19 protein-coding genes are annotated in these 22944 nt (G+C 65.4%); 17 read left to right on the top strand and 2 right to left on the bottom strand.

The window, feature by feature from the left end; translation table 11 throughout:
- Window positions 1–124: 124 nt before the first annotated feature.
- The 11 genes from ACQ1W9_RS11200 to ACQ1W9_RS11150 all read left to right on the top strand — a co-directional run bounded on the left by ACQ1W9_RS11200 (window position 125) and on the right by ACQ1W9_RS11150 (window position 11610).
- Entirely contained in the window at window positions 125–349 is a 225-nt protein-coding gene (locus tag ACQ1W9_RS11200) for a Flp family type IVb pilin (RefSeq protein WP_431023446.1), read from the top strand.
- A gap of 69 nt (window positions 350–418) precedes the next feature.
- Entirely contained in the window at window positions 419–1405 is a 987-nt protein-coding gene (cpaB, locus tag ACQ1W9_RS11195) for a Flp pilus assembly protein CpaB (RefSeq protein ID WP_431023445.1), read from the top strand.
- A gap of 52 nt (window positions 1406–1457) precedes the next feature.
- Window positions 1458–2783: a type II and III secretion system protein family protein gene (locus ACQ1W9_RS11190; RefSeq protein ID WP_431023444.1), complete on the top strand. Its 1326-nt coding sequence runs from the start codon at window positions 1458–1460 to the stop codon at window positions 2781–2783.
- A 10-nt stretch (window positions 2784–2793) separates the two neighbouring features.
- On the top strand, window positions 2794–4041 hold the full coding sequence (locus ACQ1W9_RS11185; protein WP_431023443.1) for a CpaF family protein: 1248 nt from the start codon (window positions 2794–2796) through the stop codon (window positions 4039–4041).
- A complete protein-coding gene (locus ACQ1W9_RS11180; protein WP_431023442.1) occupies window positions 4038–4919 on the top strand; it encodes a type II secretion system F family protein in 882 nt (293 codons plus the stop codon). The genes ACQ1W9_RS11185 and ACQ1W9_RS11180 overlap by 4 nt, the downstream gene beginning before the upstream one ends.
- 98 nt (window positions 4920–5017) lie before the next feature.
- Window positions 5018–5977, top strand: coding sequence for a type II secretion system F family protein (locus ACQ1W9_RS11175; protein ID WP_431023441.1), 960 nt, complete (start codon window positions 5018–5020; stop codon window positions 5975–5977).
- A gap of 2 nt (window positions 5978–5979) precedes the next feature.
- Window positions 5980–6669, top strand: coding sequence for a hypothetical protein (locus tag ACQ1W9_RS11170; protein WP_431023440.1), 690 nt, complete (start codon window positions 5980–5982; stop codon window positions 6667–6669).
- Window positions 6670–6704: 35 nt separating this feature from the next.
- A complete protein-coding gene (locus tag ACQ1W9_RS11165) occupies window positions 6705–7025 on the top strand; it encodes a DUF3613 domain-containing protein (RefSeq protein WP_431023439.1) in 321 nt (106 codons plus the stop codon).
- 6 nt (window positions 7026–7031) lie between these two features.
- A complete protein-coding gene (locus tag ACQ1W9_RS11160; RefSeq protein WP_431023438.1) occupies window positions 7032–8843 on the top strand; it encodes a hypothetical protein in 1812 nt (603 codons plus the stop codon).
- The gene (locus tag ACQ1W9_RS11155; RefSeq protein WP_431023437.1) at window positions 8840–9316 is read left to right on the top strand and encodes a TadE/TadG family type IV pilus assembly protein; all 477 of its coding nucleotides are present in this window, start codon (window positions 8840–8842) and stop codon (window positions 9314–9316) included. The genes ACQ1W9_RS11160 and ACQ1W9_RS11155 overlap by 4 nt, the downstream gene beginning before the upstream one ends.
- The gene (locus ACQ1W9_RS11150; RefSeq protein WP_431023436.1) at window positions 9313–11610 is read left to right on the top strand and encodes an EAL domain-containing protein; all 2298 of its coding nucleotides are present in this window, start codon (window positions 9313–9315) and stop codon (window positions 11608–11610) included. The genes ACQ1W9_RS11155 and ACQ1W9_RS11150 overlap by 4 nt, the downstream gene beginning before the upstream one ends.
- Window positions 11611–11676: 66 nt before the next feature.
- Here the strand turns inward: ACQ1W9_RS11150 and ACQ1W9_RS11145 are convergent, their stop codons facing one another.
- Window positions 11677–12678, bottom strand: a complete 1002-nt coding sequence (locus ACQ1W9_RS11145; RefSeq protein ID WP_431023435.1) for a L,D-transpeptidase family protein — start codon at window positions 12676–12678, stop codon at window positions 11677–11679.
- Window positions 12679–12729: 51 nt separating this feature from the next.
- Entirely contained in the window at window positions 12730–16176 is a 3447-nt protein-coding gene (mfd, locus tag ACQ1W9_RS11140; protein ID WP_431023434.1) for a transcription-repair coupling factor, read from the bottom strand.
- A gap of 257 nt (window positions 16177–16433) precedes the next feature.
- Here mfd and ACQ1W9_RS11135 point away from each other — a divergent pair, with 257 nt between their 5' ends.
- The 6 genes from ACQ1W9_RS11135 to nqrE all read left to right on the top strand — a co-directional run bounded on the left by ACQ1W9_RS11135 (window position 16434) and on the right by nqrE (window position 22938).
- Entirely contained in the window at window positions 16434–17897 is a 1464-nt protein-coding gene (locus ACQ1W9_RS11135) for a glyceraldehyde-3-phosphate dehydrogenase (protein WP_431023433.1), read from the top strand.
- Window positions 17898–18252: 355 nt separating this feature from the next.
- A complete protein-coding gene (locus ACQ1W9_RS11130) occupies window positions 18253–19605 on the top strand; it encodes a Na(+)-translocating NADH-quinone reductase subunit A (protein ID WP_431023432.1) in 1353 nt (450 codons plus the stop codon).
- The gene (locus ACQ1W9_RS11125; protein WP_431023431.1) at window positions 19605–20831 is read left to right on the top strand and encodes an NADH:ubiquinone reductase (Na(+)-transporting) subunit B; all 1227 of its coding nucleotides are present in this window, start codon (window positions 19605–19607) and stop codon (window positions 20829–20831) included. The genes ACQ1W9_RS11130 and ACQ1W9_RS11125 overlap by 1 nt, the downstream gene beginning before the upstream one ends.
- Entirely contained in the window at window positions 20831–21649 is an 819-nt protein-coding gene (locus tag ACQ1W9_RS11120) for a Na(+)-translocating NADH-quinone reductase subunit C (protein ID WP_431023430.1), read from the top strand. The genes ACQ1W9_RS11125 and ACQ1W9_RS11120 overlap by 1 nt, the downstream gene beginning before the upstream one ends.
- Before the next feature lie 2 nt (window positions 21650–21651).
- A complete protein-coding gene (locus tag ACQ1W9_RS11115) occupies window positions 21652–22320 on the top strand; it encodes an NADH:ubiquinone reductase (Na(+)-transporting) subunit D (protein WP_346060601.1) in 669 nt (222 codons plus the stop codon).
- Window positions 22321–22938: an NADH:ubiquinone reductase (Na(+)-transporting) subunit E gene (gene nqrE / locus ACQ1W9_RS11110; RefSeq protein ID WP_346060600.1), complete on the top strand. Its 618-nt coding sequence runs from the start codon at window positions 22321–22323 to the stop codon at window positions 22936–22938.
- Window positions 22939–22944: the final 6 nt, after the last annotated feature.

Genomic DNA, 22944 nt, shown 5'->3' with positions numbered 1-22944 from the left:
TACGTTGACGTTTCGTTTCGCTTCGGCATGGCGGGGCGTCGAGAAAAGCACCACCTTGGGGTGGTAACGCAGAAAATAGCCCCGCACCAATAAGGGGCATTGGTTAACGCAGGGAGTGGTAACCATGAAAAAGCTGATCGAAAAGACTAGCCAATTTACCCGGCGTGGCGCCGTGGCCATGCAGCTAAATCGCCCGAAATTCCGTAGGCAGCAGGGAGCCAGTGCAATCGAGTATGTCATTATTGCCGCGGTGATTGCTCTGGCGGTTTTTGCAGGCGGCCAGCTTGGCCTGACCGAGGCATTCACCAGTTTCTTCACGGAAGTAAAGGATGCTGTTGAGGGGAATTAATTATTCCTCGGCCCTTCATGGCGAGGGTCATGTCCTTGAATATGATAAAAATCGCGCAGGGAAACGCGTATGTCCCCCAATCTACTTAAGGGTATCGCCGCCGTCCTGGTGGCGATTGCCATCGGCCTGGCCTTCGCCGGTTGGCAGCTGACCCGAGACCTGCCGCCGGCCATGGAGCCGGCCCCCGTGGTGGAGATGCCCTCGCAAGAGGCGGCCCTCCCCGGCTTTCCCGTATTAACCGCCGCCAAGCGGCTCGATACCGGTACCCGCCTCGAGGCTCGCCCCGAGGCGGGGGATCCGTTGCTGCGCACCGTCGACTACCCGGTAGCGGTGGTGGAGAGTTTTGCCGATCTTTCCGAGGTGGAGGGGCGTATCTTGACTCGCCCCCTGGCACCCGGGGATATCCTGCGCCCCGAGCATTTCGCCCTCGGCGGGCTGCTGGCCGAGGCGGTGCCGGCCGGCAAGCGGGCCCTGGCGGTCAGCATCGATGAGGTGATCGGTGGCGGTGGCTTTATCGCCCCGGGGGATCGCGTCGACGTCTTCTACTATGCCCAGGCCAATGGCCAGGATCGCACACAGCTGGCACGACGGTTGTTTCGGGACGTCGAGGTACTGAGCTTCGGGGCCGACCTGCGTGGCATGCCCGCCGATGGCGATCAGGGCCCCCAGCGTAGCGGCCGCACCGCGGTGCTGGCCCTGGACGAGGATCAGGCCCCTCGGTTGCTGCTGGCGGAGACCACCGGTCGCCTGCGCCTGGCGGTGATCGGGGCCAGCGAACGGGCCGAAGGGCTGGCATCTCCCCGGGACAACGGGCTTGTCCCCGATGGGCTGCCCGGCCTGAGGCGCGCCTCCCTGGACGCCGGCGCCGACGAGGAGGCGGAAGAGGAGATGGGGCCCGCCGTGCTCTTCCAGGAGCTGACTCGGGTCGAGGCCGGGGAGCGGCGCCCACCGGCGGCTTCCTCTCCGGCACCGCATCGCTCAGGCACATCCTCCGGACGCCAGGTGATCCAGCATGTGGGTGGTGAGACTCGGGTCGTGCAGGTGCCCGGCAACTGATCTATCCAGACTATTTTTTGGCATGATCTTATGCCTATAAGGATGTTGATGCATGTCTATCTCGACGGCATATGCTTCTTTCTCTCGCAGCGTTTTCCTGTTGGCGATCCTGCTGGTGGCCCTGGCCGCCCAGGCCGATGTGACGCCCCCCAGCGATCGTATTATCGGCCTGGTGGTGGGCGACCAGCAGCGTTTGCCTCTGCCCCAGTCGGTGGCACGCACCGCCATCGGCTCGGGACAGATCGCCAATGCGCAACTGGCGAGTGATCGTGAGCTCTTGATCACCGGCCTGGCTAGCGGCGCGACCTCGCTGCGGGTCTGGTTCGAGGGTGCCAATGAGCCGCGCCTCTATCGGATCGAGGTGGCGCCCAGCGGCTCCCTGGGGCTGGAGGGGGAATATCAGCTCAGCCAGGCCTCGGGGGTGCCGCGGATGATCGGCGATACGGCGAGCCTGGATCGCCATGCCCAGGCCCGTGAGCGTTTCGAGGGCCAGCCGCTGGTGGATGCCAGCCGCCAGGTGGGGCCGCTGCAGGTGCAGGCCGATATCCGGGTGATCGAGGTCAATCGCCGTCGCCTGGAGTCCGCCGGCTTCTTCCTCGGCCGCGATAATGGCGGCAATACCCAGTTCGCCATCGGTAATACCGGCAGTTCCTCGGCCTTTATCAACGACGGCAGCCTGGTGCCGCCCCTGTCTGACGGTTTCTCGATTATCGGCGGTAACGCCAACCGGGGCATCCTCGGCGCCATCAGCGCCCTGCGCAACAACGGCTTCGCCTATACCCTGGCCGAGCCCAGCCTGGTGACCCTCTCCGGGCAAAGCGCGACCTTCCTGGCCGGTGGCGAATTTCCCTTCCCGGCGCGCAGTCGCGATGGCGAGGTGACGGTGGAATTCAAGGAGTTCGGGATTCGCCTGCAGTTGACCCCCACGGTGCTCGACGAGAATCGCATCATGCTCAAGGTGGCCCCGGAGGTCAGTGAGCTCGACTTTACCCGCAGTATCCAGTCGGGAGGGGTCCAGGTGCCGGCACTCAATGTGCGGCGCACCGATACCACCATCCAGTTGGGTAATGGCGAGAGCTTTATCATCAGCGGCCTGGTCAGCAACAACACCCTGCAGAACGTCGACAAGATTCCGGGGCTCGGTGATATCCCGGTACTGGGGGCCTTCTTCCGCTCGACTCGCTTCGAGCGTGACGAGAAGGAGTTGATCATGATCGTCACGCCACACCTGGTGGCGCCGATGACGGCGGGCACCACCTTCGATGACCTGCCCGGCGAGACCCTGCGTCGCTATGATCCCACTTTCCTCGAGCTGCTCTTCGATCCGCAGGATGCCCGTGCCATCGAGCGTCTGGGCGAGGTCGGCTTCTCACGTTAAGGGGGAAACCATGCCTTTGAAACAATTCCAGCGTGGCCGCGGTGAGGCCAAGCGCACCCTGGTGGATGCGGACGATCCCGCCCTCAAGAACGACCTTCATCAGGCGGTGATCGAGCGGCTCGAGGACGAGAATGGGCTCCTGGAGGATGAGCCCACGGCGATGCTGATGCGGGTCGAGGGCCTGGTTCGCGAGTATCTGGATGCCCGCAACCTGATGCTCCTGCCCCAGGCATTGGAGCCCTTGACCCGGGAAGTGCTGCATGAGTTGACCGGTTTCGGCCCGCTGCAGCCGCTGCTCCGTGACGATGGCATCTCCGATATCCTGATCAATGGCCCGCGGCGGATCTTCGTGGAACGAGACGGCATCCTCAGTCAGGTGCCGGAGCGCTTCCTCAACGATGCCCATGTGCTGCGGGTGGTACGGCGCATGCTGGCCCCCCTGGGGCGGCGCCTGGACGAGTCGAGCCCCATGGTCGATGCGCGCCTGCCGGATGGCTCCCGGGTTAATGTGATCATTCCGCCGTTGGCACTCGATGGTCCCTGTGTGTCGATCCGCAAGTTCCGTCGCGAGGCCCTGACGGCAGAGGACTTGATCGCCAGCGATGCGTTGAGTGCCCCCCTGATGGACCTGCTGCAGCAGGCCGTTCGTGAGCGGCGCAATATCCTGATCAGCGGGGCCACCGGCTCCGGCAAGACCACCTTGCTGAATATCCTCAGTCGTGAGATTCCCCATCACGAGCGGGTGGTGACCATCGAGGATGCCGCCGAGCTGCAGTTGGGCAATAGCCATGTGGTGCGCCTCGAGACCCGTGCCCCCAATAGCGAAGGGGAGGGCGAGGTCGGCGCCCGGCAACTGGTCAAGAATGCCCTGCGGATGCGACCCGACCGGGTCATCCTGGGGGAGAGTCGGGGCGACGAGGCCCTGGACATGCTGCAGGCCATGAATACCGGCCACCTGGGCTCCATGAGCACGGTGCACGCCAATTCGGCGCGGGATGCCCTGGTGCGCCTGCAGATGATGGTGCGCCTGGCGGGGTTCGAGGGTACCGATGGCCTGGTCAACCAGATCATCGCCACGGCTCTGGATCTGGTGGTACATATCACCCGGGACGCCCACGGGCATCGCCATGTGGTGGAGGTGCAGCAGGTGCAAGGCCTCAAGGGCGGGCAGGTGGCCCTGAAGCGCCTCTATCATCGCGATGATCGGCGGCTCGGTGTCGATATCGACTGGCGCAAGCGGATCGAGGAGCCGGCATGAGCCCCTGGCAGTTATGGTTGATTACCATGGTGCTGCTGCTGGTGGCCGCCGGGTTGCTGTGGAAGAGCGCCGAGCACCAGAGCGACAAGGCGCTGGGAGGGGATGGCCTGCCCAACCGCCGGCGACGCCTGCCAAGGGACTCCCTGCAGGAGGTGGTGCTGGACTACCTGCTGGCGGCGGGTATCCACCTGAGCGGCTGGGGCTTGCTCCTGGCCGGCGGGCTACTGCTGGTCGCGATACTCGGCATCCTGCTGATGTTCGGCAACCGCCTCGGTGCGCTGCTGGTGCTGGGCGGCCTGGTGGTGATCAACCTAGGCCTCGGCCTGCGCGCCCAGCACCTGCGTCAGAAGATTCGTGATCAGTTGCCCAATTTCATGGAGCAAGTGGTTCGCGAGATCGGCGTGGGCGCGACCCTGGAGATCGCCTTCCGGCGCAATGTGGCGCGCGTGCCGTTGCCCCTGCGGGATGCCCTGAGTCGTATCGCCGTACGCCGGGATCTGGGCATGGAGCTGCATGAGGGCCTGCAGCGAGAAGCGCAGTTGCTCAAGATCCATGAGTTTGACCTGCTGGCCACGGCGGTGGAGGTCAACCAGGTGCATGGGGGCAGCCTCAAGGAGATCCTCGGTAGCTTCGTGGAGTTGCTGCGCCAGCAGGAGCGGGGGCGTCGGGAGCTCAAGGCCCTGACCGGTGAGACCCGAGTCACCGCGGTGGTGCTGGCGGGCATGCCCGTGGCGCTGGCCAGTTTCATGCTGGTCAGCAACCCGGAGTTTCTTACGCCGATGCTGGAGAGTCCCGGTGGCCAGGCGGCCCTGTGGGTCGCCCTGGGGCTGGAGCTGGGGGGCTGCTTCACCCTCTGGCGGATGTTGCGTTCGATCTAGATCTACCGAGGTTTTGTACGAAAAGTCGGCGAACGCAGACAGGTTTCGTACCGAGCCCAGAGCGCCGGACAGGCGCCATATAAGGCAGGGACAAGCGAATGGCGGTATTTCTTATCTTGGGGGCCCTGACCCTCCTGCTCGCGGCCTGGGTCTGCTGGTTGGCGGCACACCGCGAGACGGCCCAGGCGCAACGGGAAACCGGGGAGCCGGGGTGGGACTTTCATGGCGGCGAGCGGGATTCGCTACCGAACGCGGCCGGGCAGCAGGCCATGCAACGTCATCATGCCTATCTCGAGTCCCGTCTGCTGGGTGGCGGACGCAGCCTATGGCGTCAGCAGGCCAGCCGGCGGCCCTGGCTGGCCGAACTGGCGCTGATCCTGCGTCAGGCGGGCTTTATCGGCACCCGCGCTCAGGTCCAGGTCATGGGGGCGGTGCTCCTGGTGGCCCTGGGAGCCGTGGCCTGTGGCACTCTCTATGGCTGGCAGCAGGGGCAGCCCTGGTCGCGCGCCGGACTCGGCGGCGTGGCCTTCGGCCTGCTGGCCTGCGTATTGGGCTGGTGGTGGATCAAGGCCTGTCGTGCCCGGCGCACCGCTCGCCTCGAGGAAGAGGTGGAGATGGTGGTCCAGGTGACGCGCATGTTGTGGGATGCCGGCATGACCCTCGAAGGGGTGCTGCGTAGCCTGATCATCAACCTCGGTCCCATCGCTCCGGAATCGGTACGCGAGCTGCGTCTGGCCCTGCAGCGCATCGAGGCCGGCCAGGCCCGGGAAGAGGTATTGGAGGCGCTGGCCGAGGTGCAGCGCTGCGAGGGCCTCCAGGACCTTCTCAAGCTGCTGGCCCAGGTGTCGGCTTCCGGGGGTGGGGCGCGTCAGTCGCTGATCACGCTCAGTGCGCTGATTCGCGATCGCCGCCGCACGCGTATCCAGGAGGTCGTCACCAAGCTCTCCGGCAAGATGTCGCTGGTGATGATGCTGTTCCTCTTTCCGGCGTTGCTGATCGTGTTGGCCGGGCCGGCGGTGGTCAATCTGGGTGGGCTCTTCGATGCCCTGGGGAGCTAAGCATGCTGGCAAGACGCTACCTTCACCGCCTTTCACCTCTGGTCATGGTGGCCCTGTTGGGGGGCTGCACCACGACCACCACCCTGGTCTCCGATACGCGAGCGCCCAACGAGTCGCGTCATGAGGCGCGGGGCTCCTGCGGAGAGCGTTATGGCGGCGAGGTCGGGGTCCAGCTGGCGATGATTCGCCAGCAACTCGACGACGAACGTCCCCGAGCCGCGCTCGCCTATCTCGATACCCACGGTTTCGACTATCCGGATGCCAAGCTGCTGCGGGCCGAGGCCCTGCGGCGTATCGACGAGCGAGCCCTGGCGGACCGCGTCTATGGGGAACTGCGCCACACCTGCCTGGCGGCGGATGCCTATCGGGGCCTGGCCCTGAATGCGGCAAGCCGCGGCGCGCTCGACGAGGCCCTGGCGTTGATGCAGTCGGCCCGGGATCGGCGTCCCGCGGATGCCCGGATCCGTAACGACCTCGGTTATCTGCTGCTGTTGGGTCAGGATCATCGCGGGGCTCACCAGCAGTTCCTGACCGCTCTCGAACTCGATGAAGGCCAGCGTAACGCGGCCACCAACCTGGTGCTTAGCCTGATGCAGGAGGGCCGTCAGGACGAGGCCGAGCGCATGGCGCGTCGCTACGGGGTGGATAGCGCCCTGTTGGCGCAGCTACGCCAACTCGAAACCAACAACTGACGGTATGATACCAGCGTACGCAAGGGGTTAGTCATATGAACGGATTCATCAGGATCTCCGCTTTCTGCCTGCTTGTTCTTGGCATGGGCCTGGGCGGCTCGGCACTGGCCCAGGACACCACGGTCTCACCGCAGGCCGGGGCCATCACCCGCGACGGTGAAACGGCGCCTCGGGTCACCACCGGCTCCCGCTCGGTGCAGGGTATGCTGGCGCTGCAGCGCAGCCAGCAACTGGCCTCGCCGCATCGGCAGTATGTGTCGGGGGACGTCCAGGCGCGCATCTACCGGCGCTATCTGGAGAGCTTCTCTCACCCGATTCCCGAACGCTATATCGACACCCGCTTTACCAGCGAGTAACGGGGCATGGCCATGACCCTTTACCGCAGGGAAGCGGGTCCCCGGCACCAGCGGGGGGCCATCGGCCTGACGGCCGCTGCCGTGATGTCGTTGGTAGTTCTCTGCATCGTGGTGGCCCTGGATACCGGCCGCCTCTATATGCAAAAGCAGAACCTTCAGCGGGTGGCAGATATGGCGGCCCTGGATAGCGTGGCGGGGGCGAACCTAATGGATGGGGCCGCCTCCACGAGTCTCCAGGCTCTCGCCGAAGAGAGCGCCGTCCTCAATGATTTCTCCATTGCCGAAGGGGAACGCGAGATCGAAACCACCCAGGGTGAGATCGAGATCCTCAATGGCCGAAATCACTTCGTTCACTCGGGCGCTGGAAGCGGGAAAGCCGTGCATGTTCTGGCACAACACCGGGTTCCGACGAGCCTGGTAGCCAATTTGGCTGCCTTGATACCCGGCACCAAGATCGAGTCACATGTATGGTTGGAAGCGGAGGCCGTAGCTCAGCAACCGGGTGTGGTGGCGTTTTCGGCGGGCACCTCCTTGCTGACGGCTGATCTCAGTGGCTCGCCTTTATTGGGCCCTGTCCTGCAAAGCCTGCTGGGCAGTGAAGTCGATATCTCCGCAGTCAGCTTTACCGGGCTGGCCAATCTGGGCATCTCCCTCTTGGACCTTATTCAGGCCTCTCCCGATGTGGGCACAATGGACGAGCTCCTTGATGCGCCCATCGGTATTGGAGGCGATAATGGCTTGGCCAGCCTGATGATTTCTGCGCTGGAAGCAGGCGCTGAGGGCGACCAGGTACTGACAGTAGGCGCAAGAGATGCGCTGGAGGCCCTGACGCAGGTCAGCCTGGGAAATATCAGATTAGGGGATATTCTCGCCGTCAACACTCCGGGGAATGACCAGCAGGGTGCGTTGGAAGCGCTGATATCCGTGGGCGATCTCCTGAACTCGGCGATCTTTCTTGCCAATAAGGATAGCGCCGTTTCGGTGTCAGGCCTGGAGCTCGACGTAGGGCCGTTGGTAACGGCTGATCTTTCCCTCGATATTATCACTCCCCCCCAGGTGGCGATCGGGCCACCCGGCTGTATCGATGGGCACTCACCGCCATGCTCTATTCCCGATGCCGATGGTAACTATTGGCAGACGCAGGCCTCGTCGGCACAGCTCGATCTGGATCTCTCCCTGGCGCTCGATCTGATCGGCCTGGCCCGCCTGTCACTTGACCTTGAGCTCACCGGCGCCAACGGCATGGCGGGTATCGAACGCCTGGGGCGCTTGGCCGACCAGCGTTACGAGGCGGAAGTCGGGGCCGTGACCTCGCTGCTGGGTATCGATGCCAGCATCGACCTTGCCCTGCTTCCCGCCTTCGAGGGGCTCCTGTCACTGAGTATCGACTCGACCACGGAGGCCAGTCAGGCCATCCTCTCCAGCGAGCATGTCAGCGAGGTGGTCGAATGGCCCGCCGCCGACAGTCAGGAAACGGTCGCCATCTTGTCATCGGGCCTCGATGGCGTGGCAGACCTGCTCGATAACCTTCTCTCGGGACTGAATGTCTCCATTACTCTCGGGCCCGATGCCGAGGAAGAGTGTAGCGGCCTGGGTTGCCTGCTCGGGGGCATTTCCGATGTGCTCGAGCCGGTTCTCGATGCGATCAACAATGTGAGTGGACTCACAGATAGCCTCGCTACTCTGCTCGGTAACCTGACATCGGAGGTGCTGGCCCCCTTGATCGAGCCGCTCTTGGAAGGACTGGGTATCGGCGTGGCCGAAATCGAGGTCCATATTATTGAAGTCGAGGTCGGTGGAGCGGAGTTGGCGCTATGAACTACACATCGTCATGCCATAAGCGGTCTCAGCGGGGGGCGGTCGCCATCGAGTTTGTGATCCTCTTCCCTCTGTTTCTGGTGATTTTCTATGGCATCGTCAGCTATTCAGTGATTTTTGCCACTCAACAAACGCTGCTGTCTCTTAGCTCCGAGGCGACCCGGGCGGCCGTGGCCGTGCATCGCAATGATCCTGAACTATCGACATCGGACATCGAGACGGCCATCGACGAGGTGATTCAGGAAAGCATCGAGAATAGTTGGGTCAAGGGCTGGCTAAGTGGATGTGACGAGGGGCCTTATTACCTCTATAAACGGGAGGAGGGAGATGTGCGAGGGCAACTCGATGTGTGCTTTCGCATCACTGTTGGCCCGGGTCAAGCACTGGCACTTCCAAGGCTGAATCTGATCGGCTTCTCGATTCCGAGTGAGGAGCTTACCGAGCTAACCTCCACCTCGAGTATCCGCCTATGACGCTGGGGCGCCTCCTGTCTCTGCTGACGCTTTGCCTGCTCCTCGGCTGGGGCGGCCAGGCCCTGGCCGCCCATCAGACCCTGGTGATCGCCCCGGGCAGCCCCGGCCATCGTCAGGATGCCACCCTGGTGCAGGCGCTGGTCGATGAGATCGAGGCGCGGGGGAGTCAGGTGGAGGTAGCCTATCTACGCAACCAGGGCGGGCGGGGCCTGCCGGCGGAGCAGGCCCTGGCCCTGGCCCGTGGCATGTCCGCCTTGCGTGTCATCTTGTTGCATGACCCCGCCGTGGCCTTCTATCGGCGCCATGTCGATTCCCTGGGCGCGATGGCGGCGGTGGCCTATGGGGCCTTCGATCCCGAGCATCGTGACTGGCTCCTCGAGCAGGACATACCCCTGGTGGACCTGCGCCCGGTCTTGCAACGCAGCCTCGCCTGGGTCGCCCACCTGGAGGATGCCCCCCTGGTGCTCTGGGGAGAGGGTGAGGCCGCCGCGCTGTCTCCGTCCATTGCCGGGAGCACCGAGCTGGCCGGGCGCCGGCTGCGCTGGGAGCGGCTGGGTCGTGATGCCTTGCCGTGGGCCGAGCGCCGCCTCGCCAGTGGCGAGGTGGTGCGGGATGTGGGCTTCCTGGTGGCGCCTCCCACCCCCGAGGCACGGCAGCGAGCGGATGTGCTGCGTCGCCAGGGCTGGTACCTCTGGTGCCTGGATCCGGCCTGGCTGGAAGCCGGTTGCCTCGGTGGGGTCATCGTCGATGAGGCGGCGGCGGCCAGCCAACTGCTGGATGCCCTGGTCGAGGAAGGGGGCGGCGTGCAGCCCGCGGCCGCCGTACCTCGTGTTCACTATACCCAGCGCCAACGGGTCGCCGGCCAGGGCGTTGCCACCTTCGGTATGAGTGAGGCCCTGGCGGAGCGTCAGCGGCGTGGAGGCTGGCTCGTCGGCGTGGCGCTGGCTGCCGGCGTGTTGGCGCTGCTGTTGTTGCTCGTGGCCGGTTGGGCGGAAGTGCGACGCCGTCGGCGTCGACGCCTGCTGCAGCTGGATGAGCGCACTCGGCTCCCCGAATGGCCGGCCCTGGCGGCACGCATGAATCGCTACCTGCACCAGGAGTATCCCTTCCAGCTCTGCTGGGTCGGTTTCGATCGGCTGGCCCAGTTGGAGGAGTCCCTGGACCCTGCCCTGGTGAATCGGCTGCTGCCCGCCGTGGCCCGGCGTCTGCGCAAGCTGGTGGGTGGCCAGGCCTATCTGGCGCGTCTCGAGGGAGACGCCTTCGCGATCATGGCCTTCTTCACCGATGAGGCCCAGGCCCGGCTCTTCGTGGAGCGTCTGCAGCGGGGACTCAATGACAGTATCGAGCTGGGCGGCGAGCGGCATCTGCTGCTGCCGCGACTGGGCGTGGTCGAGAGCCAGGGGGAGGGGGATAGCCCGCGTAACCTGCTGCGGGCGGCGGCCAGCGCGGCGGACCGGGTATTGAGTGATGGCGAGCGACGCCCCCGCTGGTTCCGTCCCGGCGAGCTGGAGGCGGCCAGCCAGCAGGCGGCCCTGCTGGATGAGCTCGGCCGAGGAGTCCGGCATCCCGCGGAGCAGTTCCTGATCCGGGTCAACCCCTGCTATCGCCTGGGCAATCGGCGACTCGCCGGTGGCAGTTTTCAGCTCGAGTGGCAACATCCTCGCTGGGGGGGCATCGCCCCCGGAACCTGGCGCCCCTTGGCCCGTATGAGCCAGGAAATCCTGGGGCTCGAGCGCTACCTGCTCAGTGCCGGCCTGCGCCAGTTAGGCGAGGGAGCGCCGATGCCGGGGTTGAGCTGGAGCTTTCCGATCAGTGCCCAGCACCTGGAGTCGCCGATGTTCTGCGATTGGCTGGAGGCCCGCTGCGAGGAGCGGGGCGTGCCCCACGGCAGTATCGAGCTGTGCGTGGACGGGCTGTCGCTGCCGCCGAGCGACGTTGCCCTGCAGAACCTGCATCGACTCCGTGAGCTCGGAGTGGGCCTGTCCATCGAAGGGGGGGAGGGGGGCGCCGAACTGCTGGCGCTGCTGCGCCTGCCCTTGACCGTGCTTCGCCTGCCGGGGGATCTGGTACGGGGCCTACCCGGTAATCAGCGGGCCGTGTTGTTGCTCAAGGGCATCCGCGAGACGGCGGTGATGTTGGGGGTGAGGGTGATCGTGACCGAACTCGACAATGCCGATCAGCTCAGCTGTGTGAAGGGACTGGGCTATCAGTGGGGCAGTGGCCCCCTGCTGGGGCTCGCCGAGCCACTGGCGTCATTGCGGCAGCGGCTGGCCGATCCCATGACCCGGGAGTAACCACTCGCCGGGTATGAGAACCTCATAGGCTCGGGGCGGGGCCTATGAGGCCTCTATAGGGGTGAATCAGTGGAGGGCCACCTCGACCACCTCATAGATACTCTCGGGGCCGGGTTCCGCCTCGGGGGTCGAAGGCGTTTCCTCTGCCTCACGCAGTACCGCCACCGGCTGGCCGCTGGGCTGCTCCACCGCCTGGCGCAGCTGGGCATAGTCGATGGGCGGCTCTTCGTCGCCGAAGGCGCGGCTCAGCACTTCCAGGGCATTGAGCACCGGCTCGAAGCTCGCCTCGTTCTCCTCCAGGGCCGGATAGGCCTGCACCATCAGGGTGTCGCCATCCCAGCCCGCCTTGAAGGGCTGATCGACGATATTGACCCGGGTGCCGTTGGGCACGCGCTCGTAGAGGCTCTCGATATCCTCCGGGAACATGCGGATGCAGCCCCGGCTGACCCGCATGCCGACGCCGTCGGGGCGGTTGGTGCCATGGATCAGGTAGCTGGGCAGGCCTAGCAGGATGGCGTGGCGGCCCAGGGGGTTGTCGGGGCCCGGCGGCACGATGGACGGGGCCGGCTCACCGCGGGCGGCGGCCTCTTCACGCATGGATCGGGGCGGTGCCCAGGCGGGATCCTTGACCTTGACGGTGGTGCGGGTCACTCCCACCGGGGTGGAGAAACCATCGCGGCCCACGCTGATGGGGTAGGTCTCCACGCGACTCGAATCATTGGCCGGGTAGTAATAGAGGCGCAGCTCCGAGAGGTTGATCACGATGCCTTCCCGGGGGGCATCCGGTAGCACGAACTGCGTCGGCAAGACGATCTCGGTGCCCTCGCCGGGATACCACAGGCTGACTCCCGGGTTGGCGCGCTGGATCTCGTCGAAGCCGAGGTTATGGCGTCGGCCGATATCCAGCAGGGTGTCCTCTTCCTCGGCGGTGACGGTGCGCACCTCGCCGATCACATCGCCCTGTTCGGGAAGCGGATAGTGCCCTAGGGGCAGCTCATCGGCCCAGCCGAGGCCGGGCACGAGCAGAGCCAGGGAGAGGGGGGCAAGGCCCCGGTATAACGGTCTCATGGTCAATTCCTATTCTTTGCCATCATGGGCGGCCTTCCTGGCCGCCCCGGATTATGCGGCTTGCGTCTTGCGGTTAAGCGTATCGAGCAGGCTCTCCACGGCGGTGAAGCGTGCCGCCTCGTCCTCCATGGCCGCCTCGAAGCGCAGGGTGTCGGCACCCTCCAGGCGGTAGTGGCGGGGATCGCTCTGGATCAGCCCCACCAGGGTCATGGGGTCGACCCGGGTCTCCGCGGCGAAGATCACCCGGCCACGGGCGGCGCCCGCCTCCAGGCGTCGAATGCCCAGCCGCTCGGCCCGCTGGCGCAGGCGCGTCTGGCGCAGCAGCGTCTTGAGTGGCGCCGGCAGCAGGCCGAAACGGTCGATCAGCTCCACCTGCAGTTCCTTGAGTTCGGCTTCGTCGGCGGCGCTGGCAATGCGTTTATACATGATCAGCCGCTGCTGTACATCCGCCATGTAATCCTCGGGGATCAGCGCAGGTAGATTGAGGCTGACCTCCACGCCATCGTCCAGCGGCGCCTCGATATTGGGCGTCTTGCCGGCCTTGATCGCCTTCACCGCCCGGTCGAGCATCTGCATATACAGACTATAGCCGATGGTCTCCATCTGCCCGCTCTGCTCGTCGCCGAGCAGCTCGCCGGCGCCGCGGATCTCCATGTCGTGGCTGGCCAGGGTGAAGCCGGCGCCCAGGTCCTCGGCGGCGCCGATCGCCTCCAGGCGCTTGAGGGCGTCGCGGGTCATCGCCTTGGGGGGCGGCGTCAACAGGTAGGCGTAGGCCTGGTGGTGGCTGCGGCCGACCCGGCCGCGCAACTGGTGCAACTGGGCCAGGCCGAACTTGTCGGCGCGCTCGATAACGATGGTGTTGGCGGTGGGCACGTCGATGCCGGTCTCGATGATGGTGGAGCAGACCAGCACATTGAAGCGCTTGTGATAGAAGTCGGACATCACCCGCTCCAGGGAGCGTTCCGGCAGCTGGCCATGGGCCACCGCCACCCGCGCCTCCGGGACCAGCTCGCGGACCTTCTCGGCGGCGGCCTCGATGGTCTTGACCTCGTTGTGCAGGAAGTAGACCTGACCGCCGCGCAGGATCTCCCGCAGCAGCGCCTCCTTGATCACCGGCTCGTTGCGTTGCTGAACGAAGGTCTTCACCGATAGCCGTCGCGCCGGTGGGGTGGCGATGATGGAGAGGTCGCGGATCCCGCTCATGGCCATGTTCAGGGTCCGCGGGATCGGCGTGGCGGTCAGGGTGAGGATATCCACCTCGGCGCGCAGGCTCTTGAGGCGCTCCTTCTGGGCGACCCCGAAGCGGTGTTCCTCGTCGATGACCAGCAGGCCCATCTTGGGCAGTTTCATCGACTTGGAGAGCAGCTTGTGGGTGCCGATGACGATATCGGCACGCCCCTCCTGGATGCGCTCCAGGGCCTCGGCCTGGCCCTTGCCGCCGGTGAAACGCGAGATCAGTTCCACCTGGACCGCGGTATCGGCGAAGCGGTCGCGGAAATTCTCGAAGTGCTGCTGGGCCAGCAGGGTGGTGGGCACCAGTACCACTACCTGGCGCCCCGAATGCACCGCCAGGAAGGCGGCGCGCATGGCCACCTCGGTCTTGCCGAAGCCGACGTCGCCGCACACCACCCGGTCCATGGGCCGGGGCGAGGTCATGTCGCCGATCACCGCGCGGATCGCCTCGCGCTGGTCCGGAGTCTCCTCGAAGGGGAAGCTGGCGGCGAAACGCGCATACTCCTCGGCGGGCAAGTCGCAGGCGAAGCCCTCTCGGGCCTCGCGGCGGGCGTAGACATCGAGCAGCTCGGCGGCGGTGTCGCGGATCTTCTCGGCGGCCTTGCGCCGCGCCTTCTCCCACTGCTCGGAGCCCAGCCGGTGCAGCGGGGCCCCCTCGTCGCTGGCGCCGGCGTAGCGGGCGATCAGGTGCAGGCTGTCCACCGGCACATAGAGCCTGGCGCCGTCGGCATATTCCAGGGCCAGGAACTCGGCGGCCTGGCCGCCGGCTTCCAGGGTCTCCAGGCCCAGGTAACGCCCCACGCCATGGGTCTGGTGCACCACCGGGGCACCGGGCTTGAGTTCCGCCAGGTGGCGTACCGCCAGCTCGTTGTCGTCGGTGGCCTTCTCGCGGCGCCGGCTCTGGCGTACCACCTCGCCGAACAGCTCGGTCTCGGTGAGCACCGCGATGCCCTCGTCGAGCCAAAGGCCGCTGGCCAGCCCCCCCTCGGTGATGGCCAGGCGGCCGTCGGCCTCGAGGAAGGCCCGCCAACCCGTCAGGTGGGGCAGTTCCAGGTGCAGCGGGGCGAGCAGCTCCTCCAGGGCCTCGCGGCGTCCCCGGGACTCCGCCACCAGCAGTACCCGGGTGGTCGCCTGTTCATCGAGGAAGCGTTCCAGGGCGGCCAGGGGATGCTGGGCACGGTTGTCGATGGCCACCACCGGTGGCGCCTGGGTATGGGAGATCCGGGCGTGGGGGTGGGCCGCGTCCTCCACCAGGGCGACCCGGGGGCGTGCCTTGATGGCGGCGAACAGCTCCGCCACCGGGATAAAGGCTCGATGCGGCGGTAGCAGGGGGCGGCTGGGGTCGACGCCGAGGTTCTCGAAGCGACTCTCGATGGCCGCCCAGTGGTGCTCGGCGGCCTCGAACACCTGGGGCAGCAGGGCGACGCGGGTGCCTTCGGCCAGGTGATCGAAGAGGCTCGCCGTCGCCTCGAAGAACAGCGGCAGGTACTGCTCCAGGCCGGGGGAGGGGATGCCCTTGAGGGCGTCCACATAGAGCGGGCACTGGCGCGGGTCCACGTCGAACAGGGTCTCGAAGCCCTCCCGGAAGCAGGCGATGGCGCCGCGCGACAGGGAGTACTCGTGGGCGGGCAGCAGTTCCACGGCGTCGATCTTGTCCTGGCTGCGCTGGGTGTCCGGGTCGAAGTGACGCAGGCTGTCGATCTCGTCGTCGAAGAGGTCGATACGCAGCGGCGCCTCGCTGCCCATGGGGAAGAGATCGATCAGGGCGCCGCGCAGGGCGTATTCGCCGGGTTCATAGACGGTCTCCACTGCTCGGTAGCCGGCCCGGGAGAGGGTCTCCCGGAAGCTCTCCCGGTCGAGGCGCTGCCCCACCTCGAGGCTCAGCACCCGCCCGGCCACATAGTCGGTGGGAGGCAGGCGCTGCATCAGGGTGTTGATCGGCACCACCACGATGCCCCGGTCGACCTGCTGTAGCCGGCGCAGGGTGCGCAGCCGCGCCGAGACGATGTCCTGGTGAGGCGAGAAGGCATCGTAGGGCAGGATCTCCCAGTCCGGGAAGGGCATCACCGGCACCTCGGCGAAGAAGTCGAGCTCCTCCTCCAGGCGCTGGGCCGCGGCGGTATCGGCGGTGATCACCAGCAGCGGCGCGCTATCGGCCAGCCGTGCCAGGCCCAGGGCCTGGGCGCTGCCCTGGGGGGCCTGCCAGTAGAGGGTGTCGCGGGCCCCGCTGGGCTGGGGCGGATCGAGAGGCGAGAAGTGGGGCATGGGTCGTGTCGTGTCCGGTCCGGTTGAGATGGGGTCGACAGCCAGGAAAGACGGTGGCACGCCGAAATCACGCTTGTAGTCAAGGGGCACTTTCTGTAATTGCCCTACAACGGGTGCGACCATCCAGCAATTGCTGCATTGCCGTTGGCCCGGGATAATAACAAATGTTTATGCACGCGAGTTCGTGCCAGGTTCGCAGCGCTCCTGATTTCAGAAACGCCGTCGACGACCCCAAGCCGTAACCAAGAGAGGCCCCCGTGACTCAGCAAAAGCTCGACACCATCTTTGAGGAATGGCAGAGCAACGAAGCCCTTGCCGAGGAAATGATTCCCCTGCTGGGCAAGCTCTATCGCCAGTACAACATCGTCTCCTCGCTGTTCGGGCGCTCGCTGATCAACCAGAGCGTGATCCGCATCCTCAAGGATCATCGCTTCGTCAAGAAGGTCGAGGGCACCGAGCTCAGCGTCCAGGATACCTACCCGCTGGTCAAGGCCATGGTCGACCTCAACCTGGGCCCGGCCCACGTCGATATCGGCAAGCTGGCGGTGGCCTTCAAGCATTCCGGCGAGACCGACGTGGTGGCCTTCCTCAAGCGTGAGCTCGCCGAGATCGTCGATGGGCATGGCGGTAACGGCAGCACCGGCGAGCCCAAGGACGTGGTGCTCTACGGCTTCGGGCGGATCGGCCGCCTGCTGGCACGGATCCTGATCGAGAAGGCCGGCGGCGGCAATATGCTGCGCCTGCGCGCCATCGTCGTGCGGGGCCGCGGCGATATCGCCAAGGACCTGGAGAAGCGCGCCAGCCTGCTGCGTCGTGACTCCGTGCATGGGCCCTTCTCCGGCACCCTCAGTGTCGATGAGGAGGCGCGCACCATTACCGCCAATGGCAATGTCATCAAGGTGATCTATGCCGACTCGCCCAGCGAGATCGACTACACCGCCTACGGCATCGATAACGCCATCGTGGTGGACAACACCGGCATCTGGCGCGACGAGGACGGCCTGAGCCAGCACCTGGCCTGCAAGGGCGCCGCCAAGGCGCTGCTGACCGCCCCGGGCAAGGGCGATATCAAGAACGTGGTCTATGGCGTCAACCACGGTGATATCACCTCCGATGACCGCATCGTTTCCGCCGCCTCCTGCACCACCAATGCCATCGTGCCGGTGCTCAAGGCCCTCAACGACCACTACGGCGTCGAGCACGGCCACGTGGAGACCGTGCACGCCTACACCAACGATCAGAACCTGATCGACAACTACCACAAGGGCGATCGTCGTGGCCGCAGCGCGCCGCTCAACATGGTGCTGACCGAGACCGGCGCCGCCAAGGCGGTGGCCAAGGCCCTGCCGGAGCTGGCCGGCAAGCTGACCGGCAACGCCATCCGCGTGCCGACCCCCAATGTCTCCATGGCGATCCTCAACTTGCGCCTGCATCAGGCCACCGACGCCGAGGCCCTCAACGACTACCTGCGCCGGATGGCCCTGCATTCGCCGATGCAGAAGCAGATCGACTACGTGGATTCCGCCGAGGTGGTCTCCTCCGACTTCGTCGGCAACCGCCACGCCGGCATCGTCGACGCCAAGGCCACCATCGTCGATGGCAATAACGCCGTGGTCTACGCCTGGTACGACAACGAGTTCGGTTACAGCTGCCAGGTGGTGCGTATCCTGCAGCATATGTCCAATGTCAGCTTCCTGGCCTTTCCCAAGGACCGTGATTGAAGGGCACCGTGATTAAAGGGCACCGTGACTCCCCAGGGCTGCGACCAAGGTCGTAGTCGCCGACCGCCCCCCCTCTCCGGGGCGGTCGCTTTCCTCGCCTCTCCTGCCCATCGGGGCCGACCCGATGGCGCCTATTTGCGACTTAGGGCATGTGGCCTTTCGACGCATATCTCTTTATAATGCTCGCGTTTTTGGGACGGCCTGCCATGTTCGGGCCGAACTACTAACCTTCTGATAAGAAAAGAATTCGTAGGCCGTGGCTGAGACCGGGTAGGGCGCAACGCCAGGCTATCCCGTGTCGTGCACGTCTGCCGAACCCCTTTCCTGAAAATCAGATCCGAAACTGGGCGAGACTATGATCGAAGTCAAACTAGGCCTGGATCTCCCCATCACGGGGGCGCCCGAGCAGCGCATCGTCGATGCGCGGCCGGTCCGTCACGTGGCAGTCCTGGGCACCGACTACGTCGGCATGAAGCCGACCATGGAGGTCCGGGAGGGGGACAGAGTCAAGCTGGGCCAGCTGCTCTTCACCGACAAGAAAATCGAGGGCATTCGCTTCACCGCGCCGGCGGCCGGCGAGGTGGTCGCCATCAACCGCGGCGAGAAGCGCCGGCTGCTCTCGGTGGTGATCAAGGTCGATGAGGGCGGCGAAGAGGCGGAAGCCTTCACCGCGCATGGGGCCGACGCCCTGGAACGCCTGGATCGTGACACCGTGGTCGAGCAGCTCAATGCCGCCGGCCTGTGGACGGCGCTGCGCACCCGTCCCTTTTCGCGGACCCCGGCACTGGATGCCGCGCCGGCCGATATCTTCGTCACCGCCATCGATACCCATCCGCTGAGCGGGGATCCGGCGCTGATCATCAACGAGCAGCCGGAAGCCTTCGAACAGGGCCTCAAGGTGCTGAAGCGGCTGACCGAAGGCAAGGTCTACCTGTGCACCGCCCCCGACGCCAAGGTGCCCGGCGGCGATGTCGACGGCGTCCAGGTGGAGACCTTCCGCGGCCCCCATCCCGCCGGTCTGGTCGGTACCCATATCCACTACCTGTCGCCGGTCGGCCTGCACAAGCGGGTCTGGCATATCGGCTACCAGGACGTCATCGCCTTCGGCAAGCTGTTCGTGGAAGGCCGGCTCGACACCGCTCGGGTGATCGCCGTGGGTGGCCCGCGCGCCGAGCAGCCGCGACTGCTGCGTACCCGGCTCGGGGCCAGCACCGAGGAACTGCTGGCCGGTGAGGTGGTCGATCCGCAAGGCAGCCGCGTGATCTCCGGCTCGGTGTTCTCCGGCTTCACCGCCGAGGGCAGCCTGCGCTACCTGGGCCGCTTCCACAATCAGGTCAGCCTCCTCGAGGAGGGCAATCAGCGCGTCTTCATGGGCTGGATGTCGCTGGGGGCCAATCGCCACTCGGTGATGGGCATCTATCTGTCCAAGTTCCTGGGGCTCAAGGACTACGCGCCGACCACCTCCACCAACGGTTCCGAGCGGGCCATGGTGCCGGTGGGTGCCTACGAGCAGGTGATGCCGCTGGATATCCTGCCCACGCAGCTGCTGCGCACGCTGATCGTCGGCGATATCGAGGTCGGCATGCAGCTGGGTTGTCTGGAGCTCGATGAAGAGGACCTCGCCCTGTGCACCTATGTGTGCCCCGGCAAGTACGAATACGGTCCCATCCTGCGCGATAACCTCACCACGATCGAGAAAGAGGCTTGATGATGGGTATCCGACAGACACTCGACAACCTCGAGCCGCACTTCCACAAGGGCGGCAAGTACGAGAAGTACTACCCCCTCTTCGAGGCGGTGGACACCATCTTCTACTCCCCGCCCAGCGTGGCCAAGACCACCGCCCATGTGCGTGACGGCATCGACCTCAAGCGCATCATGATCACGGTGTGGTTGTGCACCTTCCCGGCCATGTTCTTCGGCATGTGGGCGGCGGGCTGGCAGGCCAACCTGGCCATCGCCGACGGCTTCGCCTCCATGGGCGGCTGGCGTGAAGCCATCCTGATGACCCTGGCCGGCGGCCACGATGCCGGCAGTTGGTGGTCCAACCTGGTGCTCGGTGCCACCTACTTCCTGCCCATCTACCTGGTGACCTTCGTGGTGGGTGGCTTCTGGGAAGTGCTGTTCGCCATCAAGCGTGGCCACGAGGTCAACGAGGGCTTCTTCGTCACCTCCGTGCTCTTCGCCCTGGTCCTGCCGGCCACCATTCCGCTGTGGCAGGTGGCGCTCGGCATCACCTTCGGCGTGGTGATCGGCAAGGAGATCTTCGGCGGTACCGGCAAGAACTTCCTCAACCCGGCGCTGACCGGCCGTGCCTTCCTCTACTTCGCCTACCCGGCGCAGATATCCGGGGACGCGGTGTGGGTGGCGGCCGATGGCTTCACCGGCGCGACCCCGCTGTCCATCGCCTTCCAGGACGGCATGGCGTCGCTCTCCAGCCAGTACAGCTGGTGGGATGCCTTCCTCGGCTTCCTGCCGGGCTCGGTGGGTGAGGTCTCGACCCTGGCGATCTTTATCGGGGCGGCGGTGCTGCTATGGACCAAGATCGCCTCCTGGCGCATCATGCTGGGCTGCTTCCTCGGCATGGCGGCGACCAGCGCGCTGTTCAATCTGATCGGCTCCGACAGCAACCCGATGTTCGCCATGCCCTGGTACTGGCATCTGGTGGTGGGCGGCTTCGCCTTCGGCATGGTGTTCATGGCCACCGACCCGGTGTCCGCCTCCATGACCAACCAGGGGCGCCTGCTGTTCGGCGTGCTGATCGGCATCATGACCGTGCTGATTCGCGTGGTGAACCCGGCCTTCCCCGAGGGCATCATGCTGGCGATCCTCTTCGCTAACCTGTTCGCCCCGCTGATCGACCATTTCTTTGTCCAGGCCAATATCAAGCGTCGTCTCAAGCGTACCGGCGCCGTGGCCGAGGAGAGTGCCTGATGGCGGCAACCAGCAATAACAGCATCAAGAAGATCCTGGGCGTGGCCTTCGCCCTGTGTATCGTCTGCTCGGTGATCGTCTCCACCGCGGCGGTGGCCCTGCGTCCCCAGCAACAGCTCAATCAGGAGCTGGATCGCAAGACCAATATCCTCAACGTGGCCAACCTCTACGAGCCCGGCATGGATGTGGAGGCGGCCTTCGGCGAGGTCACCGCTCGGGTCGTCGACCTGCGTACCGGCGAGTACTCGCCCGAGCATGATCCGGCGACCTATGACGGCTTCGAGGCGCGTCGCGACCCGGCGGCGTCACGCACGCTCTCCGGCGAGCGCGATCCGGCCGGCCTGACTCGGGTCGAGAACTTCGCCACCGTCTACCTGGTGGGCGACCCCGACCAGCCTGAGCAGATCATCCTGCCGATTCGCGGCCAGGGGCTGTGGGGCCTGATGCGTGGCTTCCTCTCCGTGGAGGGCGACGGCAACACCATCGTCGGTATCACCTACTACGAGCATGCCGAGACCCCCGGGCTGGGTGCCGAGGTGAACAACCCGCGCTGGCAGGCCCAGTGGGAAGGCAAGCGGGTCTTCGCCGACGGCGATAGCCTGGAACCGGCCATCCACCTGACCAAGGGCGGGGCCAGCGGCGAGAACGAGATCGATGCGCTCTCCGGTGCCACCCTGACCAGCAACGGCGTCACCAATATGCTGCAGTTCTGGCTGAGCCCGGAAGGCTTCGGCAACTACCTGGCCAAGTTCCGTAGCGGCGTGGACCAGGCCGACGCCGAACACGCCGACGTCGAACTCGAAGCGGAAGGAGCCTGATCATGGCGGATACCACTCCGAAGGGCGTCATCACGACGCCGGTGTTCAAGAACAACCCCATCGCCCTGCAGGTACTGGGTATCTGCTCGGCGTTGGCGGTAACCACCAGCATGAGCGTCTCGCTGGTCATGACCTGTGCGGTGATCTTCGTGACCGCCTTCTCCAACCTCTTCGTGTCGCTGATCCGGCATCATATTCCGTCCTCCATCCGCATCATCGTGCAGATGACCATCATCGCCTCCCTGGTGATCGTGGTGGATCAGATCCTCAAGGCGTACGCCTACGAGATGTCCAAGCAGCTCTCGGTGTTCGTTGGCCTGATCATCACCAACTGCATCGTGATGGGCCGGGCGGAAGGTTTCGCCATGCAGAACAGCCCGGGCCTGTCGTTCCTCGACGGCATCGGCAACGGCCTGGGCTACGGGTTCATCCTGATGACCGTGGGCTTCTTCCGCGAGCTGTTCGGCTCGGGTAGCGTGTTCGGCTTCACCGTGCTGGAGACCGTGCAGAACGGCGGCTGGTATGTGCCCAATGGCCTGCTGCTGCTGCCGCCCTCGGCGTTCTTTATCATCGGCCTGATCATCTGGGCGCTGCGTTCGCTCAACCCGGAGCAGGTGGAGGAGAACGAGTACAAGATGAAGCACAACACCGAACCGAAGGAGGCCGTGTAAATGGAACACTATATTAGCTTGTTCGTCGCCTCGGTCTTCGTCGAGAACCTGGCCCTGGCGTTCTTCCTGGGCATGTGTACCTTCCTGGCGGTCTCCAAGAAGGTCTCGGCGGCCTTCGGCCTGGGTATCGCGGTGATCGTGGTACTGACCATCTCCGTGCCGGTGAACAACGTCATCTACAACGGCCTGCTGGCCGAGGGGGCGCTCACCTGGACCGGGATCAGCGGTGCCGAGAATATCGACCTGTCGTTCCTCGGCCTGCTCAGCTATATCGGCGTGATCGCCGCCCTGGTGCAGATCCTCGAGATGTTCCTCGACAAGTATGTGCCGGCGCTCTACAACGCCCTCGGTGTCTTCCTGCCGCTGATCACCGTGAACTGCGCCATCCTCGGTGGCGTGCTGTTCATGGTCGAGCGTAACTACAACTTCGGCGAGTCTGTGGTCTATGGCCTGGGGTCCGGGATGGGCTGGGCACTGGCTATCACCGCCCTGGCGGGGATCCGCGAGAAGCTCAAGTACAGCGACGTGCCCGGTGGCCTGCAGGGTCTGGGCATCACCTTCATCACCGTGGGGTTGATGTCGCTGGGCTTTATGTCCTTCTCCGGCATCTCCCTGTAACCGGGA

This window comes from Halomonas sp. H5, from assembly GCF_050613175.1.
Lineage (GTDB): Bacteria > Pseudomonadota > Gammaproteobacteria > Pseudomonadales > Halomonadaceae > Bisbaumannia > Bisbaumannia salifodinae.
This window is presented reverse-complemented; position numbering and strand designations above follow the sequence as displayed.

Coding starts and splice junctions, on each gene's coding strand:
- ACQ1W9_RS11120 (WP_431023430.1), top strand. CDS start 20,831: ATGGCGGCAACCAGCAATAACAGCATCAAGAAGATCCTGGGCGTGGCC.
- ACQ1W9_RS11145 (WP_431023435.1), bottom strand. CDS start 12,678: ATGAGACCGTTATACCGGGGCCTTGCCCCCCTCTCCCTGGCTCTGCTC.
- ACQ1W9_RS11160 (WP_431023438.1), top strand. CDS start 7,032: ATGGCCATGACCCTTTACCGCAGGGAAGCGGGTCCCCGGCACCAGCGG.
- mfd (WP_431023434.1), bottom strand. CDS start 16,176: ATGCCCCACTTCTCGCCTCTCGATCCGCCCCAGCCCAGCGGGGCCCGC.
- ACQ1W9_RS11165 (WP_431023439.1), top strand. CDS start 6,705: ATGAACGGATTCATCAGGATCTCCGCTTTCTGCCTGCTTGTTCTTGGC.
- ACQ1W9_RS11180 (WP_431023442.1), top strand. CDS start 4,038: ATGAGCCCCTGGCAGTTATGGTTGATTACCATGGTGCTGCTGCTGGTG.
- ACQ1W9_RS11170 (WP_431023440.1), top strand. CDS start 5,980: ATGCTGGCAAGACGCTACCTTCACCGCCTTTCACCTCTGGTCATGGTG.
- cpaB (WP_431023445.1), top strand. CDS start 419: ATGTCCCCCAATCTACTTAAGGGTATCGCCGCCGTCCTGGTGGCGATT.
- ACQ1W9_RS11125 (WP_431023431.1), top strand. CDS start 19,605: ATGATGGGTATCCGACAGACACTCGACAACCTCGAGCCGCACTTCCAC.
- nqrE (WP_346060600.1), top strand. CDS start 22,321: ATGGAACACTATATTAGCTTGTTCGTCGCCTCGGTCTTCGTCGAGAAC.
- ACQ1W9_RS11200 (WP_431023446.1), top strand. CDS start 125: ATGAAAAAGCTGATCGAAAAGACTAGCCAATTTACCCGGCGTGGCGCC.
- ACQ1W9_RS11150 (WP_431023436.1), top strand. CDS start 9,313: ATGACGCTGGGGCGCCTCCTGTCTCTGCTGACGCTTTGCCTGCTCCTC.
- ACQ1W9_RS11115 (WP_346060601.1), top strand. CDS start 21,652: ATGGCGGATACCACTCCGAAGGGCGTCATCACGACGCCGGTGTTCAAG.
- ACQ1W9_RS11185 (WP_431023443.1), top strand. CDS start 2,794: ATGCCTTTGAAACAATTCCAGCGTGGCCGCGGTGAGGCCAAGCGCACC.
- ACQ1W9_RS11155 (WP_431023437.1), top strand. CDS start 8,840: ATGAACTACACATCGTCATGCCATAAGCGGTCTCAGCGGGGGGCGGTC.
- ACQ1W9_RS11130 (WP_431023432.1), top strand. CDS start 18,253: ATGATCGAAGTCAAACTAGGCCTGGATCTCCCCATCACGGGGGCGCCC.
- ACQ1W9_RS11190 (WP_431023444.1), top strand. CDS start 1,458: ATGTCTATCTCGACGGCATATGCTTCTTTCTCTCGCAGCGTTTTCCTG.
- ACQ1W9_RS11175 (WP_431023441.1), top strand. CDS start 5,018: ATGGCGGTATTTCTTATCTTGGGGGCCCTGACCCTCCTGCTCGCGGCC.